Genomic DNA, 18,848 nt, shown 5'->3' with positions numbered 1-18,848 from the left:
TAAATAAAAACTCTGTGCCTCTGTGTCTCTGTGTTCCAAAGTAATAAATATAAGTATTATGAAAGCAATAAAATACATAACATTGGCTCTTGCCACAACCCTAGCAATAAACAGTTGTGATTTCCTCGACGAAGTTCCACAAGGCATCTTAAGTGAAGAAGAAGCCAAAGCACCTTCCTCTATCGAAGGACTTGTTACCGCCGCTTACTCATCACTTGGTAACGATCATTACGACAAGCCATTCAGTCTTTGGCCCTATGGAACCATCCGTTCCGATGATGCCTACAAAGGCGGTGGCGACGAGAACGATATTGTAAACTTCCACTTCTACGAAATATCCGAGAACATCAAAACCGACTTCGGCGAGGCCGACGGACTCTGGTTCCAGGTATTTCAGGCTATATCGCGTGCTAACTCGGCTCTGTCTGTTTTGAAACAAACAGAAGAAAGCGTTTTTGAATTGAAGAACACCCGTATGGGCGAGATGTATTTCCTGCGCGGTCACTTCTACTTTATGCTGAAGCAGGTATTTGGCCACATTCCTTTTGTAAACGAAGATACTCCCATTGCCGATTACGAAAAGACTCCGAACAATCTGCCCAACGACGAACAATGGGCATTGATTTGCGACGACTTCAAGAAAGCGTACGACTTACTCCCTGTTACCCAGTCGCAAGTGGGCCGTGCTAACAAGATAGCTGCTGCTGCGCATTTGGCTAAGGCCTACCTTTACAAAGCCTATCGCCAGGACAATGCAAACTCTAATGTATTGACTTCTATCAATGCTGCCGATTTGGAAGAAGTAGTTAGATACACCCAAGTAGTATTGAATTCCTCTTACGATTTGGAACAGGATATGGCATGTAACTTCTTACCGGGAGCTTATGAAAACGGAAAAGAATCAATCTTCGCCATCCAGTTCTCTGTTGACGATGGAACAATGTTTGGCCGCCTCAACTTCTCTGATGTGCTTTCGCTGCCGATGGGATTGGGTTGCTGCGACTTCCACAAGCCCACTCAGAACCTGGTGAATGCCTTCAAAACCAAGAACGGTTTACCCGATTTCGATTCTTTCGACACCGATAACTACCGTATTGGCGAAGACGCTGCCGACCCACGTTTGTATCACACAGTTGCTCTTCCCGGCGTTCCTTACAAGTACAACGAGGAACTGATTTACGAAGAAAACTGGAACCGTAACATCAATACTTATGGCATTTACGCCTCGCTGAAAGAGAATGTTGACCCTTCGTGCGATTGCTTCAAGAACCTGTCTCCATTCTATGGTAATTCAAAAAACCGGATCGTTATCCGCTATGCCGATGTTGTACTGATGCAGGCCGAAGCACTTATCGAGCTAAACCGTCAGAACGAAGCTTTGCCCCTCATCAACCAGATACGCGAGCGTGCCAAGAACAGTACATTGTTTATTCCGTATGCAAAGAACCTGCAAGTTAGCCTCTATCAGGATGGTGTTAACTGCACTTGGACACAAGACTTTGCCCGCGAAGCCCTCCGTTGGGAACGTCGTTTGGAGTTAGCAATGGAAGGAAGCCGCTTCTTCGATCTTGTACGCTGGGGAATCGTTACCGATGTAATGAACGACTTCTTTACTACCGAGTCTAAACGCCGCACTTATTTGGGTAATGGTAAGTTCGATAAGAATAAGGATGAATATATTCCTATTCCACAACAGCAGATTGGGTTTACCAATGGGTTGTATGAACAGAATCCGGGTTGGTAGGCAATACCTTGTCATCCCGAACGAATGTGAGGGATCTCATGGGCTACCGTAGCCCGACAGATTCTTCGCTTCGCTCAGAATGACAAGCCAAATAATAACTCAAAACAATATTAAAATGAAAAAACATACAATAATAGCAATCCTCATCGCCCTGATAACCGGCCTCACCGCCTGTAGCGATGACAACTACAACGCCCTCGACATATCCGGCGAAGTAAAAATCCTCTCGTTCACAGTGAATGGCTCCAAGCTCGATATCCTTGACGAGAAAACCGACTATATTGAAATAATAATGCCAGGTGGAACCGACTTAACCACTTTGGTTCCCACCTACACCCTTTCGGCAGGGGCAAGCATTGCACTTCCGGAGGCCCCCAACAGTCCAACTAACTTGTCGGTCCTCACTACCTATCGTGTGGTAAACAAGAATCTTTACCACGACTACAAGGTACTGGCTAAAACCGTAGATAAAATAACTTCCTTTACCGACTTTGCCATCGGTACATACAAAGGGGTGATTGATAACGATGCACGTACCATTGTAGTGAAGCTACCATTAGGATCAGATGTAACAGCACTGCGCCCTACCTTCAATCTGTCGGAAGGTGCCGAACTGACTTCTCCCAACGGAACCACTCACAACTTTACCAATCCGGTGAAATATATCATCTCTTATCTGGGCGAAAGCTTTACGTATGATGTAACTGTTGAGTTGGTTGACTTCCGTAAAATGGCGTTCCTCGGGGCTCCGGCTACTGCTAACGACATTACTAATTTAGATGATAAAGCAGCATGGGCCTGGTTCTCTGAAAACTTCCCAATAACAGAATATATTTCGTTTGCCGATATTAAAGCAGGAAAAGATTTGAATGAATGTGCGGTAATATGGTATCATTGGGACTCTTATGATAAAGGTGGCGACCCGGTTATTCATGCCGATGCCAACAAACCCGAAGTTATTGAAGCCATGAATAATTATCTCTCGCAAGGTGGTGGATTGTTCTTAAGTTCAGCAGGTCTTACATTAGGAAACGTGCTTAATATAACCAAAAGTGGCGGTATGTGGAACAACGCTTGGGGATTTGAACGTACCGAACCATTCGAAGTGAACGACGGCAACGGCATAGGCTGGGGTGTACGTATCACCGGGCACGAAGATCATCCTATATATAAAGGATTGCGCATGGCTCCGGGAGAAACAGATCGTTTCTTCTTACTAAGCAACGGATGTCAGGTATTAGCACACAATGTTATATGGAATCTTACCGACGACTGGACTGGCTGGGGCGAAGATGTAGCCCGTTGGCAAGACGAAACAGGCGGTGTACAACTGGCGGCTTTCCATTGGGACGACCACATGAAGAAACATAGTCTGATAACAGAGTATCCTGCAACTGACAATAGAGGGCCAGTTATTACTACAGGTGCCGAAATGTACGACTGGCACCAGGAAGGTGGAGCAGCCAATACTTACCGTGATAATCTGGAGAAACTGACTTATAATATATTGAACTACTTAAGCGAATAACCATGAAACATATACTAACAACCCTGTTTGCCTGCGCAGCCCTGATGGCTTGCAGCGACAACAACTACACCAGCAACGACCCCACAGCAGCCCCCGATGCCCCTGCTGTGTACAATGTGAACGATTTGAAACTCAACTACTCCATGTTCTTTAAACCATCTAACGGATGGACGGGCGATTTGATGCCCTATTTTGAGAATGGTAAGTTCCATGTATTCTACTTGCAGGATGCACGTGATGGCGCCCCTACGTTCCACCCCATATATGGCGCCACAACTACCAATTTCTTGTCTTACGAAGACAATGGCGAAATGATTGCCTGTGGCGAAGACAATGGCCGCGAAGATGCACTCGGAACCGGTTCTGTATTTAAAGAAGGCGATACATACTATTTCTTCTACACAGCCCACAATGCCAATCTGGACCCTAAGGAAGAGATATTCCTTGCTACATCCAAAGACTTGAAGAACTGGGAAAAGAAAGGATACGTTCAAAATGGTTGGGGCGATGGCTACGACCGTAACGACTTCCGCGATCCCTTTATCATCAAAAACGAAGATGGAACATACACCATGCTTGTTACCACCCGTGCCGACTATAAAGGTTCGTGGCGTGCGGTATTGTCGCAGTTTACCTCGGACAAGCTAACAGAAGGTTGGACTCGCCGGGAACCTTTCTACGACAGTGAAAGCACCATGAACCTTGAGTGTCCCGATGTTTTTGTAATGGGTGGATACCAGTACCTCATCTTCTCCGAACAGAATGATCGCCGCGGAGTACATTATGTATATCGCCCGGTAGGCACTACCAATTGGACCATACCTGCCAATAACTTTCTGGATGGTTATGCTTACTATGCTGCCAAAACTGCTTCCGACGGAACAAACCGTTATCTGTTTGGCTGGTGTCCTACTCGCGATGATGCTTCGGATTACAATAATTATAGTTGGGCAGGTGCTTTAGTTGTTCATCAGCTTGGACAGAAAACCAACGGTGAACTTACGCTAAGTATTCCATCGCCTGTAAACCAGGCACTCAGCAATAAGGTTAGTTTAAAAACCGAAGTGATAAAGAATGCCGTAGCCAGCGGAAACAGCTACTCATTGAAAGGTAGCAACGAAAAGGCTGTTGTTGTATTCCCTCGTTTCGAAAAAGAGGCGATCAATAAGATATCGGCTACCATAAAAGCCAACTCGGCCAAACGCTTTGGTATTGAGTTTGGTGCTGGTGGCAACCGCAAATATGTGTACGACCTGGTTCTTGATACCGAATCCGGAAAGATAAAGCTGGACTATGTGGTGAATGGCAAAACCGAACGTACATTTACCGAAGCCCGTTTGCCGGAAGCTGTAAACGGCGAATATCAGCTAACTGTTGTAGTAGAGAATTCGGTATGTGTTGCTTATGTGAATAACGAAGTGGCATTGTCGAACCGTATTTATCAGATGACGCAGAACCCCTGGGCCGTGTTTGCCGAGGATGGAGAGGCGAATTTTACGGTGGAATTCTTTAACTAATTTCTTATAATCTTTTTCCTCCTCCACCTTCGGACACCGAGGCGGTGAGCCAGATTGCCATGCGGCATCGTGTCCTCCTTTGGAGGAGGTGCCCGAAGGCGGAGGAGGAAGATCTAATCCATTACCATAACATCCATGAAAAACATTAAACCCACACTGGCATTATGCATGCTGGTTGCACTAACCGCATGCTCAAAAGATGAGATCAACCCTCAAACAGGCAGGGAAGAGATACGCCCAACCGGCACAATTAAAAACATAACTGTAGGAACCCGGGGCGACGGAATGCAGGGAAACACCCTGAAATCCGATCTGAATGTAAACTTTATACGCTTGGATGCCTCTCCGGCATACCCTGCAAATTACTTGGGATGTACCACGCTCGATGCCAAAATAGCTTCATTCGACAATGCTTTAACCTTCTCTCCATCACAATACTATCAGGAGAGTGGAGAAACAACCAAGCTACTTGGCTGGTATCCCACATCGGGCACACTGAATACTACCGATGGCAAAGTGATATTCCCGTCCATCGACGGCTCAACCGATATTATGATAACTACCCTGAAAGAAGGTAGCAGTACTGCCAAAATACCCACCGTTGCTTTTAGTCATGTACTGACACAAATAAGCATCAAAGCTTACGCAGTTACTCCTTCGGCCAAAGATGTTTGGGGAGGAATTGAATCCATCGTTATAAAAAACAAGAAACAAACCTGCGAACTGAACCTGCCTGCCACCGATGCAACCGCCGAAACCGGTATGACTGTAAGTTTTGGCACACCTGTTGCTGACTTGGAATTAACACCTGCCAGTCCTGCTAACAACATCATTATCAACGGGAAAGATGCAACAAGTGTCTATAAAAAAGGAAATGCCCTGCCGTTGGGCGACCTAGATAATGCAGTTCTTTGCGGTTATTCCATGTTTGCTCCCAACGCAGCCGGCAACGAGCTGGTTATAGAAATCATTACCGAAAAAGGTGGTACACAAATCGGCAAGCTAACACAAGCCCTCGATGCCAGCACCTCTTACGAACTGACATTGGCTTTTACCGACGACCAGATTAGCCCAACAGCCTCCGTAACCGAATGGCAATCCGGCGGTAGCCTGGGTGAAATAGGCATTACACAACCCGACCAACTGGCACAAGCATTAGCATACAAAGAGGTTAACGACCTCAATCAAACTTACTCTTTCTTCCACAAACCGCACGCTGGTTGGGTGGGCGACCCCATGCCTTTTTATGAAGATGGAAAATATTATGTATTCTATTTGCAAGATGCCCGCGACGGTGCACCTACATTCCATCCGTGGTACGAAGCTACTACTACCGACTTTGTAACCTATCAGGACAACGGATTGATGATTGCCTGTGGCACTAGCAGCAGTCCGGAGAAAGCACTCGGAACAGGATCGGTATATAAAAAAGACGGTGTATATTATGCTTTTTATACCGCCCATAATGGAGACGATGGCAACTATCCACGCGAAAGAATTTTGATGGCAACCTCAACCAACCTCAAAGATTGGAACAAAGTTCCCGAAAGCGATTTCTGTATCAAAGCCCTTACAGGCTATGCAGCCGAAGATTTCCGCGATCCGATTATCTTCTTCGACACCCAGAGTAATACCTATAAAATGCTTATCAGCACCCGTTCCGACCATTTTTCAAGCAGTTGGACATCGGTACTGGCACAATATTCATCTACCGATTTAAGAAACTGGACGCTGGAAACCCCATTCTACAACGGTGAAAACACGTTTATGGTAGAGTGCCCCGACGTGTTTATTATGGGCAGTTACCAATACCTTATCTATTCGGATATCGACGATCGTAAGGTACATTACAAATACCGCCCCGTAAACACTGCCAACTGGACAGTGCCGGCCAATTCGTCTTTAGACGGAGTAGCCTTCTATGCCGGCAAAACAACCGGTAGCGATACCGAAAGATATATATTTGGTTGGTGCCCTACCCGTACCGACGCTAACGATTACAGTGATTACAGTTGGGCCGGCTCGTTGGTGGTACATCAACTGTTGCAACAGACTAATGGTGAGTTAAAAGTAGGAATACCAACCACTGTAAACCAAACCATCAACAACAAACAGGCATTAACTCCGTTGGTGTTGAAGAGTGCAACACACACAGATAGCGATTACACACTAACCGCAACCAGCGATAAAGCACTGGCAGTATTCCCCCGCTTGAAAGGAGTGAATAAAATATCGGCCACCATTACCCCGGCCACGGCCAAGAGGTTCGGTATTGAGTTTGCCGCCTTCGACAAACAAGAATACGTTTACGACCTTACCTTGGCTCCCGAAGATGGTGTTTTGAGATTGGATCAAAAGATAAACCAGTCTATCCAAAAAACAATCACTTCCGTACCTCTTCCTGCAGCAATCAATGGAAAGTACGAAGTTACAGTTATGGTCGAAAATTCCGTATGCGTGGTGTATGTAAATAACGAAGTGGCATTAACCAACCGTATCTATCAGATGGCAGAGAACCCCTGGGGTATATTTGCAGAAGAAGGAGCTGCTGATTTCACAGTCGGCCTTTACAGATAAGAACACAAACATTAGAGTAAGGAAAATGAAAGTACAGACTTTTGCAAATTAAATACTGTACTTTCATTTTTAATCCTTCGGAGTTTTACCTTTGGGAGATGTGCATCTCCCTCCACCTGAGATGCACATCTCGGATAGGGGGAGACGTGCATCTCGGATAATGGGAGATGCACATCTCCCAAAAAGAGGCTACAGTGTTTTATAAACAAAGCTCTGTAGTTTCTTTTGGTAATGATGGTAGAACACCAAACTATCTTATAAATTAATTATATTTGCATATATAATAGCATGCAAATGAAGTCCAGAAATCTAATACCAATAATTACCATCATTCTACTCTTGTGCTCTTGCGGTAGAGACAATCCCCGTTATAAAATAGGCGTTTCGCAATGCAGTGACGATGAATGGCGAAGTCAGGTAAACCAGGAAATCATGCGTGAAGCCATGTTCTACGATGGGGTAGAAGTAGAAATACGCACTGTAAAAGACGATACCGAAAAGCAGAAACAAGACATTCGTTATTTCATAGATCAGGGAGTAGACCTGATAGTACTGGCCCCCAACGAAGCTGCCCCTATGACCGCCATTGTAGAAGAAGCATTCGACAAAGGCATTGCCATCATTGTGTTCGACCGTATGATCCTGTCCGACAAGTACACCGCATGGGTAGGAGCCGACAATTACGAAATAGGCAAAAGCGTAGGAAACTACATTGCTTCCATGCTCAAAGGCAAAGGAACCGTTGCCGAACTAGCTGGGTTAACAGGCTCAACTCCTGCCCTCGACCGTCATCAAGGCTTTATGAGTGCCATCAGTCGTTACCCGGACATTGAACTCTTATGCAAGGAAGATGCCGGATGGCTTCGCGAAGAAGCCGAAATAAAGATGGACACCATCCTGTCTCGTTTTAATCAGATAGATGTACTATACGCACAAAACGACCGTATGGCTGCCGGAGCCTATCAAACTGCCTTGAAACGAAACAGGCGTAACCAGATACGATTTATTGGCATAGATGCCACCTCCGGCGAAGGATACGGAGTTGATATGGTAGAAAAAGGCATTCTCGATGCCACCTTTATTTATCCCACAGGTGGCGACAAAATTGTTCAGATTGCCATGGATATACTGGAAGGCCGCCAGTACCCACGCGAAACACTTCTGACTACTGCCGTGGTAGACGCCACCAACGCTCACGTAATGACTCTGCAAACCAACCAGATATCCGAGTTGGACAACAAAATAAAAACCCTCAACGGCAAGATAGATGCTTACCTTTCTCAGTTTGCTACCCAGCAAGTGGTGCTTTATGGTAGTTTGATAATCTTATTACTGGTGGTTGGTTTGCTGTTGGTTGTTTACAGTTCTCTCCGTTCTAAAAACCGGCTGAACAAAGAACTGTCGCGGCAAAAAGAACAATTGGAACAACAGCGCGACCAACTTATCGAACTCTCTCGTCAGCTGGAAGAGGCTACACATGCCAAACTGGTGTTCTTTACCAATATCTCACACGACTTCCGAACCCCGCTTACCCTGGTAGCCGACCCGGTAGAACATCTGCTGACAGATAAATCCCTCTCTAAAGAACAGTCGCAACTACTCCAAATGGTAAAACGGAATGTCGATATCCTTTTGCGGTTGGTTAATCAGATACTCGATTTCCGTAAATACGAAAACGGTAAACTGGAGTTCAATCCCGTTAAAATGGAACTGTCCGGTTCTCTGCAAGAATGGAATAGCTCTTTTCTGGCAGCTGCCCGTAAAAAGCACATTCACTTCTCTTTCAACTTCACTCCGGATACACAGTTCTACATGGAAGCCGATATGGAGAAGATGGAACGGATTTATTACAACCTCTTATCCAATGCTTTTAAATTTACCCCCGAAAATGGGAAAATATCCGTCTGGCTCAATAATATAACGCAAGCCGACGGCCGCCGTGTTTATCAATTACAGGTGGCCAACACCGGAAGCCTTATCTCTTCCGAACATATAAAAAGCATCTTCGACCGGTTTTATAAGATAGATATGCACCATTCCGGCTCTGGTATAGGACTGGCGCTTGTAAAGGCCTTTGTTGAGCTGCATGGAGGAACCATATCCGTACAGAGCGACGAACGTATAGGAACTGTATTTACCGTTGAATTTCCTGTTCATACAGAACCTTTTGCTGAAACAGAAACACGGTCTTTTTCTTCTTTACCCGAGCTTTCCATAGAAGACAATAGCGAAGAAGAAACATACGATCCTTCAAAACCCACTATACTGATTATCGACGATAATGCAGACATTCGCATTTACATCCGCGGCCTGTTACAAACAGAATATTCGGTTATTGAAGCCGCCAACGGGGCTGAGGGTATTCGTAAAGCCATGAAATATGTGCCCGATGTTATCATCTCCGATGTAATGATGCCCGGAATGGATGGTATAGAATGTTGCCGTCGCTTGAAAAGCGAATTGCAAACCTGCCATATCCCTGTAATCCTGCTTACCGCCTGCTCTCTCGACGAGCAACGCATCAAAGGTTACGATGGCGGGGCCGATTCGTATATCTCCAAGCCGTTTAACTCGCAGGTGCTCCAATCGCGCATCCGCAACCTGATAGACTCTGCCCACCGCATTAAGCGCGCATTCAGCGACAACGAGGTCATAACCCGCGAAAACGTATGTGATATGGACAAGGAGTTTGTCGACAAATTCAAATCCCTGATCGAAGAACAAATGAGCGATACTGCTCTGAATGTAGAAGATATCGGCAAACAGATGGGACTGAGCCGGGTACAGTTATACCGGAAAATAAAATCACTAACCAATTATGCACCGAATGAGCTACTTCGGATAACACGTTTAAAGAAGGCTGCCTCTTTACTGGCTTCTACAGAGTTAACCATTGCCGAGATTTGTTATGAAGTAGGTTTTACATCGCCTTCGTATTTCTCTAAGTGCTACAAAGAGCAGTATGGCGAGAGTCCTTCGGAGTTTTTGAAGAAGAAAAAAGGAGGATAAAATGAAAAAGACGATTGACAAAGACGAATTCTTCAATGAAGTATACGCTGTGGTTGCCGAGATACCTTCAGGGAAAGTTATATCTTATGGCGAAATAGCCCTTCTGATGGGTAAGCCGCAGTATTCTCGCATGGTTGGTCGGGCACTCAGCAATGTACCATCTCAATTAACCCTTCCTTGCCACAGAGTTGTCAACTCTCAGGGACGGCTTGCACCAGGTTGGCCCGAACAAAAAGCATTATTAACCGAAGAAGGAGTAGAGTTTAAACAAAACGGCGAAGTGAATATGAAGAAATATCGATGGAATTGGCAGGAAGTTTAAACGTTTATTCCTTACCTTTGCGGTTATTAATTAAGAATTAAGAATTAAGAATTAAGAAGTAAGAAGTAAGTAGTAAGAATACGATGCCGCATGGATTCTTACTACTTAATTCTTACTTCTTAATTCTTAATTCTAGCTACTACTATTATGATTAAGAATATAGTTTTCGATTTAGGCGGAGTGATAATGGATATTAACCGCGAAAGTGCAGTTAAACGTTTTGAGGAACTAGGAATTACCAATGCAGAAGAACTATTGGATAAATACCACCAAAAAGGAATATTCCTGGAGGTAGAAGATGGTAGAATTGATGCCGATGGGTTTTGCCGCAAGCTAAGTGAATTGGCAAACCGCGAGCTCTCTTTTGAAGATGCTAAATACGGTTGGCTTGGTTTTATAACAGGTGTTCCTTTGTATCGCCTGCATTATATGGAAGAGTTGAGAAAGAAATACAACCTGTATCTTCTCAGTAACACCAATCCTTTTATAATGAGTTGGGCCCGCAGCAAGGACTTTAATAGCGAAGGCAAACCTTTGGATTACTATTTTGATAAATTATATCTTTCTTATCAGGTAGGTGTAGTAAAACCCGATAAAGGTATTTTCGACTACCTGATAAAAGATGCTTCAATAAACCCAGCCGAATCGGTATTTGTTGATGATGGAAGCGCTAATATAAAGATGGGAAAAGAGTTAGGTTTTGAAGTGATGCAACCAATAAATGGAGAGGATTGGCGTGGTAGGTTAGATGAGATACTACTTACTATTTAACTCTAAATTCTTGCTACTTAATTCTAAATCCAACTTTTATTCGTAAATTTGTGCCGTTTTGCTAAGAAAGCGGCATCGCATTCTTACTACTTAATACTTACTACTAACTACTAAAAAAATGGCTAAAATTACGAAAGAGGCTGCTTTGTTATACCATTCACAAGGTAAGCCCGGTAAGATTGAAGTTATTCCTACCAAACCATACAGCACACAACGCGATTTGTCGTTGGCGTATTCTCCCGGCGTAGCCGAACCCTGTCTTGAAATAGAAAAAGAGCCACAAGATGCTTATAAATATACAGCAAAAGGAAACCTTGTTGCTGTAATATCTAATGGTACAGCTGTTTTAGGACTTGGCGATATTGGCGCACTTGCTGGTAAACCGGTTATGGAAGGTAAAGGTTTACTTTTCAAAATTTATGCAGGCATTGATGTATTTGATATTGAAGTAAACGAAAAAGATCCTGAAAAGTTTATTGCAGCCGTAAAGGCTATTGCCCCAACTTTCGGAGGTATTAATCTGGAAGACATCAAAGCACCCGAGTGTTTTGAAATAGAACGCCGTTTGAAAGAAGAACTCGACATTCCTGTAATGCACGACGACCAACACGGTACTGCTATTATTTCAAGTGCCGGATTGTTGAATACCCTCGAAGTAGCCGGAAAGAAAATTGAAGATGTAAAAATTGTAGTGAACGGTGCAGGAGCATCTGCCGTATCGTGTACTAAACTATACATCTCACTAGGTGCCCGTCTTGAAAACGTGGTTATGATCGACAGTAAGGGAGTAATCAACAAGAACCGCACCGACCTGAATGAACAAAAAAGTTATTTCGCTACCAGCCGTACAGACATTCATACACTGGAAGAAGCTATAAAAGGAGCCGATGTATTCCTTGGACTCTCTAAAGGAAATGTGGTGAGCAAGGAAATGATTAAAAGCATGGCCCCCTCTCCTATTGTTTTTGCATTGGCTAATCCAACTCCCGAAATCAGTTACGAAGATGCCATGTCATCCCGTCCGGATGTATTGATGGCTACAGGACGCTCCGACTATCCTAACCAGATTAATAATGTAATCGGTTTCCCATACATCTTCCGTGGAGCGTTAGATACACAGGCAAGTGCTATTAACGAAGAAATGAAGATTGCTGCTGTTTATGCCATTGCAGGTTTAGCCAAACAACCTGTTCCGGATGTAGTAAATGCAGCTTATAAAGTTAATAACCTAACTTTCGGGCCAGAATACTTTATTCCCAAACCTGTAGATCCACGCTTAATCACCGAGGTATCTATGGCGGTTGCCAAAGCAGCAATCAAATCGGGTGTTGCACGCAAAACTATTCAGAACTGGGATGAATATCAGGTACAGCTACGCGAACTGATGGGATACGAATCAAGGTTGACCCGTCAGTTATATGATACAGCCCGTACCGATCCGCAACGTGTAGTATTTGCCGAAGGCGGTCACCCCAACATGCTTAAAGCTGCTGTTGAAGCTAAAGCCGAAGGTATTTGTCACCCCATTTTGTTAGGAAACGACGAACGTATTGAAAAGATTGCAAAAGAACTGGATTTAAGTCTGGAAGGTATCGAAATTGTTAATCTTCGTCACGACCGCGAAGCAGAACGCCGCGAACGCTATGCCCACATCCTTGCCGAAAAGAGGGCACGCGAAGGTGCTACGTATGATGAAGCAATGGATAAGATGTTCGAACGTAACTACTTTGGTATGATGATGGTAGAAACCGGAGATGCCGACGCATTTATCACCGGTCTTTATACCAAATACAGTAATACCATTAAAGTAGCCAAGGAAGTTATTGGTATACGCGATGAATACAAACATTTCGCTACCATGCACATCCTGAATTCAAAGAAAGGTACTTTTTTCCTTGCCGACACATTAATAAACAGACATCCGGACGAAAACACATTAACTGATGTTGCACGTTTGGCCGAACAAACTGTTCGTTTCTTCAACCAAAAGCCAGTTATTGCCATGTTATCGTACTCCAACTTCGGGTCTGATCCTAAAGGTAGTCCGGCAAAAGTTCACCGTGCAGTTGAATTTATGCAGAAGGAATATCCCGATCTTCCTATCGACGGCGAAATGCAGGTTAACTTTGCATTGAACAAAGAGCTTCGCGATGCTAAATATCCATTTACCCGTTTAAAAGGAAAAGATGTGAATACACTGGTATTCCCCAATCTTAGCTCGGCAAACTCAGGGTATAAGTTGATACAATCAATGACTGATGGTGAATTGATCGGCCCCATCCAGATGGGATTGAACAAGCCAATTCACTTTACTGATATAGAAAGCTCTGTACGCGATATTGTAAATATCACCGCAGTGGCTGCTATTGATGCTATTGTTGATAAGAAGAAAAAGAAAAAATAAATGAAACGACCGCTTTCAAACTCACAGATTGTATGCGTAGTGCTGCTTTGGATGGCACTATGCTACATTGTGTTAACTGGTGTAGAACGAATTGATGGTCCGGTTATTGTAACAATATTAATGTCTGGAGCATTTGTATTTATTCCGGTGTATAAGTCGATAAAGCAGAGGAGAAAGAGATAAAAGGAGGTAAAGTAGAGAAGGAGGTAAAGTGAGATAAAGTAGCATACTGCATAGTTCTACTCTACCTCACTTTACCTCCTTCCCTTCTTTACCTCCTTTTAGTACGATCTTGCAAACACCACCCGCTGTGCCGATGGTTTACCTGTAAGCATATCCACGCCTGGAGTTTTATCTCCCTCTAATGGAATACAACGAATGGTTGCTTTGGTTTCTTCCTTGATTCTTTCTTCTGTTTCCGGAGTTCCGTCCCAGTGAGCCAATACAAAACCACCTTCCTCAATTCTTTGCTTGAATTCTTCGTAAGTATCAGCAGTAAATGTGCGTGAAGCGCGATAATCCAAAGCCTTTTGGAAGATATTCGCCTGTATTTCCTTCAACAGGTTCTTCACATAGATTTCGATACCATCGCATGATATTGTTTCTTTTTCAAGTGTATCACGACGCATCACTTCCATAGTATTGTTTTCCAAATCTCTTCCACCCATTACCAAGCGAACAGGAACACCTTTCAACTCATAATCGGCAAACTTAAATCCGGGACGTTTGTTATCGGCATTATCATATTTAACCGAGATGCCCAAGTCTTTCAGCGCATTAACAATACCTTGAACTTTTTCATCAATCTGTTGTAACTGTTCGGCATTTTTATAAATAGGAACAATTACTACCTGAATCGGTGCAAGTGATGGGGGTAACACCAAACCATTATCGTCCGAGTGTGTCATTATCAAAGCTCCCATCAAGCGGGTAGATACTCCCCATGAGGTAGCCCAAACATATTCCAGCTTATTTTCTTTATTAACAAACTGTACATCGAAAGCCTTTGCAAAGTTTTGTCCCAAGAAGTGCGATGTTCCGCTCTGCAACGCTTTACCATCCTGCATCATTGCTTCGATGGTGTATGTTTCTAATGCTCCGGCAAAACGTTCGTTAGCTGTTTTCACTCCTTTTATTACAGGAACAGCCATGTACTTTTCGGCAAACTCGCCATAAACATGAAGCATACGGATTGCTTCTTCTTCGGCTTCTTCTTTAGTAGCATGAGCCGTATGACCTTCTTGCCACAGGAACTCGGCAGTACGAAGGAACAAGCGTGTACGCATTTCCCATCTCATTACGTTAGCCCACTGATTAATCAGCAAAGGCAGGTCACGGTATGAGTTGATCCAGTTTTTATATGTGTTCCATATAATGGTTTCGGATGTTGGACGAATGATGAGTTCTTCTTCCAGTTTTGCTTCAGGATCAACAACTACTCCTTTTCCGTCGGGATCGTTTTTCAAACGGTGATGGGTTACAACTGCGCATTCTTTTGCAAATCCTTCAACATGTTCGGCTTCACGGCTCAAGAATGACTTCGGAATTAATAACGGGAAATAAGCATTTACATGTCCTGTTTCTTTAAACATGTCATCTAACTGACGTTGCATCTTTTCCCATATTGCGTATCCATAAGGCTTGATAACCATACATCCACGCACAGCCGACTGTTCTGCCAAATCAGCTTTAATAACCAAATCGTTATACCATTGCGAATAGTTTTCGCTACGTTTGGTTAGGTCTTTTAATTCTTTTGCCATATCACGAAGTTATTTATTATTCTATATTATTTAAATGTATTGATAGCCGCTTTGAAATGAAAGTGCAAAATTAGTAAAAAAACAAATAGGATACCTTATCAGGAGTTAAAGAAGTTATAGCTTCGCTAGGAGTTAAAGGGAGTTATAGCTCATTAATGGCTATTGGCTGAAATATTTTTATTTTCATTTAAACCACTATAAAACAAACAATTAGCAGTTCTACCAGAAAAAAGATTGAAAAAAAGTTTTGGAATCTCTTGCAAATATGAAAATAGTACGTATCTTTGCATCGCTTTTGAGAACAAACACTCATAAGAACGGGGTGTAGCGCAGTCCGGTTAGCGCACCTGCTTTGGGAGCAGGGGGTCCCAGGTTCGAATCCTGGTACCCCGACACAAAAGGAAAGGTTTCAAAATCGATGGATTTTGAAACCTTTTTTAGTTTAAGAGATTTATGTCTTACCTAAACAACAGAACAAACTCACTCCCCTCTCCCACTGTCGACGTTACACTTAAACTTCCTTGGTGCATATACATAATTTGCCGTGAAACACTTAAGCCAATCCCCGATCCAAAAGGTTTGGTTGTATAAAAAGGAATAAAAATCTGTTCCAATACTTGTGAAGATATGCCCGGTCCATTATCTTTAACTGAAATAAATGTATATCCCTGTGCATTAATACCAGCCGATAGTTGTATTTGAGGAATAGTACCATCCTTCATTGCCTCGCAAGCATTCTTTATTAAATTGATTAAAACCTGCTCTATTTGATTACGATCAGCAATAATCTGCAAATATACAGTTGGTATATTCAATCCTATTTCCAAACCATCTCTATCCATAAGTCTCCATACACCTTGCAATAATTCTTTAACCGAAACAACTTCCATAACAGGAGCCGGAATACCAGTAACCTTTCTGTAGTTATCAACAAACGTTATCAAACTTTTGCCTCGTCTGCCAATTGTTTCTACAGCATAGTTTAACTCCTGTTGTTCATCAACAGAAAGATTTAAATCCGGTGAAAATTTACCTTTCAGTAATTCAGCCAACGAAACAATAGGAGTCATTGAATTCATTATTTCATGTGTCAATACCCTGATAAGTTTTTGCCAGGCTTCGGTTTCTTTGTCTTCCAATACTGAACGAATATTTTTCATGCTTACAACAGTAAGACTTTTCCCTGCTATTACAAAAGAAATTCCCGATAATACCATCTGAAAAGTTTCCTGTCCGCGACTTACCTGCAATATAGAAGTGTCTCCCGGACGTAAACCACGCAAGCGAGCGGGCAATTCGGAATGATAGGAATAAAAATCATCTAATGTTTTAGGAGTACGTACACCTGTTTGGTATTGGCCAGCCTGATTTATCCATTCAACAATACCATCGGGAGAGTAAACTAATATTGCCAAATCAATATGATCGGCAAGAGCCCTGAAATACTGCAACTTACTTTCTTTATCTTGCAATCGCTTTTTATAGTTTTCTAAAGCATCGTCTATAGCAGTTGCAAGTTCGGGAGAGATATCTTTTTGCTCTTTCTCAGTAAGATGTGAGGTTAAAAAGTCCCCGTAACTTAGCGACCAAACAAACTGCTTCATGGTTTTGGATCCCTTCTCCATATGTCGTAACAAGAAATAAGCTGTTAATGGAAGAAACCAGAAGAAAACAAAACCTGCCACATAGAACTTATAAGCTATCAGAAAAGCAAAGAACAATGAAGTTAATACAATAAGTATAATAAACCGGATTGATTTTCGGAGGTATTTTTTCATAATCCATATTTTTCTATTCGCCTATATAAAGAAGTACGGGTTACTCCTAGTAAATCAGCTGCGCGAGTCAGATTTCCCGAACATTTATGAATAGCCTCTTTTATGGTATTTCTTTCTAGTTCTTCCAGGTTGTAATTATCACTTAATGTTTTTTGTTTAGCAGAAGCACGCAACATAAAATCATCGTATTGTAGTTTACCCGAATCGTTCATTATTACTGCCCGTTCAATAGCATGTTGTAGCTCGCGTACATTTCCCGGCCATGAATATTGTTTCAACAACAAACGAGCCTCCTTTGAAAAACCATTTATATCTTTATTGTACTTCATGGTGTATTTATGCAAGAAATAATCAGCAAGAAGAGTAATATCTGTTCCGCGTTCGCGCAATGGAGGCAAATGAATTTCGATAGTATTAATACGGTAAAGCAGATCCTGCCGGAAATGCCCTTCTTCTACCTCTTTATACAAATCACTGTTAGTTGCACTAATCAATCGCACATCTATATTGCGCTCTTTTATTGATCCAAGCCGGGTAAGTTTTCTTTGCTCTATTACCGACAAAAGCTTTGCTTGCACCTGAAAGGGGAGGTTTCCTATCTCGTTTAAGAAAAGTGTACCACCTGAAGCTATTTCCATTCTGCCCGCTTTCTCTTTTCGGGCATCGGTAAAGGCACCTTTTTCATATCCAAAGAGCTCGCTCTCAAAAAGGTTCTCGGGAATGCTTCCCAAATCAATAGAAACGTATGGTTTATTGCTACGTAATGATTGCTGATATAATACTCGGGCCACAAGATCTTTCCCTGTACCATTTTCACCTAATAATAAAATATTAGCATCGGTCTCAGCCAGTTTATTGATTGTTTGAAACACCTTTTGCATAGCAGGAGATTCGCCTATTATATCAATTTCAACTTTATCGGGAGTGGTAAGCGTTTCCTTTTGCTCTTTAAGGGTTTGTACTTCCTGCCGATGAAAACTAAGTTCCAAAGCCGATGAAACTGTAGCCAACATTTTTTCGTTTTGCCAGGGCTTGGCTATAAAATCGGATGCACCTGCCTTTATAGCACAAACTGCTTTCTCAATATCCGAGTAAGCGGTAATTAATATAACAACTGTTTCCGGAGAGATTTCCCGGATACGTTCTAACCACCAAAAACCTTCCTTACCACTCACTGCGTCATCAGTAAAGTTCATATCCAACAATACCAAATCGAATTTGTTGCGAGACACAAGAGAATTTATTTCACGCGGATCAGAAGTAACTTTAATACTTTCGGCCAACGGGCGCAACAGCATCCTCAATGTAAAGAGAATATCTTCATTATCATCTACTACAAGTATTTTTCCTTTTCTCATCATTAATGCTTGATATGTTTAGCAAATATAACCAATACAAATAATATAAAACAGTAAAAACCGAACGAAAAAACGTA

12 protein-coding genes and 1 tRNA gene are annotated in these 18,848 nt (G+C 42.8%); 10 read left to right on the top strand and 3 right to left on the bottom strand.

Annotated elements, in window-relative coordinates:
* Positions 1 to 58: 58 nt before the first annotated feature.
* From D0T85_RS00585 to D0T85_RS00545, 9 genes are all read left to right on the top strand, one after another.
* On the top strand, positions 59 to 1,744 hold the full coding sequence (locus D0T85_RS00585; RefSeq protein ID WP_163209181.1) for a RagB/SusD family nutrient uptake outer membrane protein: 1,686 nt from the start codon (positions 59 to 61) through the stop codon (positions 1,742 to 1,744).
* Between the two features lie 115 nt (positions 1,745 to 1,859).
* The gene (locus D0T85_RS00580) at positions 1,860 to 3,272 is read left to right on the top strand and encodes a DUF4960 domain-containing protein (protein WP_163209179.1); all 1,413 of its coding nucleotides are present in this window, start codon (positions 1,860 to 1,862) and stop codon (positions 3,270 to 3,272) included.
* 2 nt (positions 3,273 to 3,274) lie between these two features.
* The gene (locus tag D0T85_RS00575) at positions 3,275 to 4,789 is read left to right on the top strand and encodes a glycoside hydrolase family 32 protein (RefSeq protein ID WP_163209177.1); all 1,515 of its coding nucleotides are present in this window, start codon (positions 3,275 to 3,277) and stop codon (positions 4,787 to 4,789) included.
* Between the two features lie 135 nt (positions 4,790 to 4,924).
* Positions 4,925 to 7,366 (top strand): glycoside hydrolase domain-containing protein, encoded by a 2,442-nt coding sequence (locus D0T85_RS00570; protein WP_163209175.1) that lies wholly within the window; start codon positions 4,925 to 4,927, stop codon positions 7,364 to 7,366.
* Positions 7,367 to 7,660: 294 nt separating this feature from the next.
* Positions 7,661 to 10,375, top strand: coding sequence for a substrate-binding domain-containing protein (locus D0T85_RS00565; protein ID WP_163209173.1), 2,715 nt, complete (start codon positions 7,661 to 7,663; stop codon positions 10,373 to 10,375).
* 1 nt (position 10,376) lies between these two features.
* Positions 10,377 to 10,697: an MGMT family protein gene (locus tag D0T85_RS00560; RefSeq protein WP_163209171.1), complete on the top strand. Its 321-nt coding sequence runs from the start codon at positions 10,377 to 10,379 to the stop codon at positions 10,695 to 10,697.
* Between the two features lie 147 nt (positions 10,698 to 10,844).
* Complete coding sequence (locus D0T85_RS00555) at positions 10,845 to 11,468, top strand: HAD family phosphatase (RefSeq protein WP_163209169.1); 624 nt, start codon at positions 10,845 to 10,847, stop codon at positions 11,466 to 11,468.
* Between the two features lie 118 nt (positions 11,469 to 11,586).
* On the top strand, positions 11,587 to 13,872 hold the full coding sequence (locus D0T85_RS00550) for an NADP-dependent malic enzyme (protein ID WP_163209167.1): 2,286 nt from the start codon (positions 11,587 to 11,589) through the stop codon (positions 13,870 to 13,872).
* A complete protein-coding gene (locus D0T85_RS00545; protein ID WP_163209165.1) occupies positions 13,873 to 14,055 on the top strand; it encodes a hypothetical protein in 183 nt (60 codons plus the stop codon).
* 98 nt (positions 14,056 to 14,153) lie between these two features.
* On the opposite strand, the gene proS is transcribed toward D0T85_RS00545, so the two are convergent.
* On the bottom strand, positions 14,154 to 15,635 hold the full coding sequence (gene proS, locus D0T85_RS00540) for a proline--tRNA ligase (RefSeq protein WP_163209163.1): 1,482 nt from the start codon (positions 15,633 to 15,635) through the stop codon (positions 14,154 to 14,156).
* A gap of 318 nt (positions 15,636 to 15,953) precedes the next feature.
* Between proS and D0T85_RS00535 the strand changes: the two genes are divergently transcribed.
* Positions 15,954 to 16,028, top strand: a tRNA-Pro gene (locus D0T85_RS00535).
* Positions 16,029 to 16,093: 65 nt separating this feature from the next.
* Here the strand turns inward: D0T85_RS00535 and D0T85_RS00530 are convergent.
* Together D0T85_RS00530 and D0T85_RS00525 are read right to left on the bottom strand one after the other, a co-directional pair.
* On the bottom strand, positions 16,094 to 17,413 hold the full coding sequence (locus tag D0T85_RS00530; protein ID WP_163209161.1) for a PAS domain-containing sensor histidine kinase: 1,320 nt from the start codon (positions 17,411 to 17,413) through the stop codon (positions 16,094 to 16,096).
* Complete coding sequence (locus D0T85_RS00525; protein ID WP_370459913.1) at positions 17,410 to 18,771, bottom strand: sigma-54-dependent transcriptional regulator; 1,362 nt, start codon at positions 18,769 to 18,771, stop codon at positions 17,410 to 17,412. The genes D0T85_RS00530 and D0T85_RS00525 overlap by 4 nt, the downstream gene beginning before the upstream one ends.
* Positions 18,772 to 18,848 lie beyond the last annotated feature (77 nt).

It is taken from the genome of Bacteroides sp. 519 (assembly GCF_010500955.1).
Taxonomy (GTDB): domain Bacteria; phylum Bacteroidota; class Bacteroidia; order Bacteroidales; family Bacteroidaceae; genus Bacteroides.
This window is presented reverse-complemented; position numbering and strand designations above follow the sequence as displayed.

What these genes read in the sequence shown, in the direction of transcription:
- D0T85_RS00570 (WP_163209175.1), top strand. Translation starts at nt 4,925, where the DNA reads ATGAAAAACATTAAACCCACACTGGCATTATGCATGCTGGTTGCACTA.
- D0T85_RS00560 (WP_163209171.1), top strand. Translation starts at nt 10,377, where the DNA reads ATGAAAAAGACGATTGACAAAGACGAATTCTTCAATGAAGTATACGCT.
- D0T85_RS00580 (WP_163209179.1), top strand. Translation starts at nt 1,860, where the DNA reads ATGAAAAAACATACAATAATAGCAATCCTCATCGCCCTGATAACCGGC.
- D0T85_RS00585 (WP_163209181.1), top strand. Translation starts at nt 59, where the DNA reads ATGAAAGCAATAAAATACATAACATTGGCTCTTGCCACAACCCTAGCA.
- D0T85_RS00550 (WP_163209167.1), top strand. Translation starts at nt 11,587, where the DNA reads ATGGCTAAAATTACGAAAGAGGCTGCTTTGTTATACCATTCACAAGGT.
- proS (WP_163209163.1), bottom strand. Translation starts at nt 15,635, where the DNA reads ATGGCAAAAGAATTAAAAGACCTAACCAAACGTAGCGAAAACTATTCG.
- D0T85_RS00565 (WP_163209173.1), top strand. Translation starts at nt 7,661, where the DNA reads ATGAAGTCCAGAAATCTAATACCAATAATTACCATCATTCTACTCTTG.
- D0T85_RS00530 (WP_163209161.1), bottom strand. Translation starts at nt 17,413, where the DNA reads ATGAAAAAATACCTCCGAAAATCAATCCGGTTTATTATACTTATTGTA.
- D0T85_RS00575 (WP_163209177.1), top strand. Translation starts at nt 3,275, where the DNA reads ATGAAACATATACTAACAACCCTGTTTGCCTGCGCAGCCCTGATGGCT.
- D0T85_RS00525 (WP_370459913.1), bottom strand. Translation starts at nt 18,771, where the DNA reads ATGAGAAAAGGAAAAATACTTGTAGTAGATGATAATGAAGATATTCTC.
- D0T85_RS00555 (WP_163209169.1), top strand. Translation starts at nt 10,845, where the DNA reads ATGATTAAGAATATAGTTTTCGATTTAGGCGGAGTGATAATGGATATT.
- D0T85_RS00545 (WP_163209165.1), top strand. Translation starts at nt 13,873, where the DNA reads ATGAAACGACCGCTTTCAAACTCACAGATTGTATGCGTAGTGCTGCTT.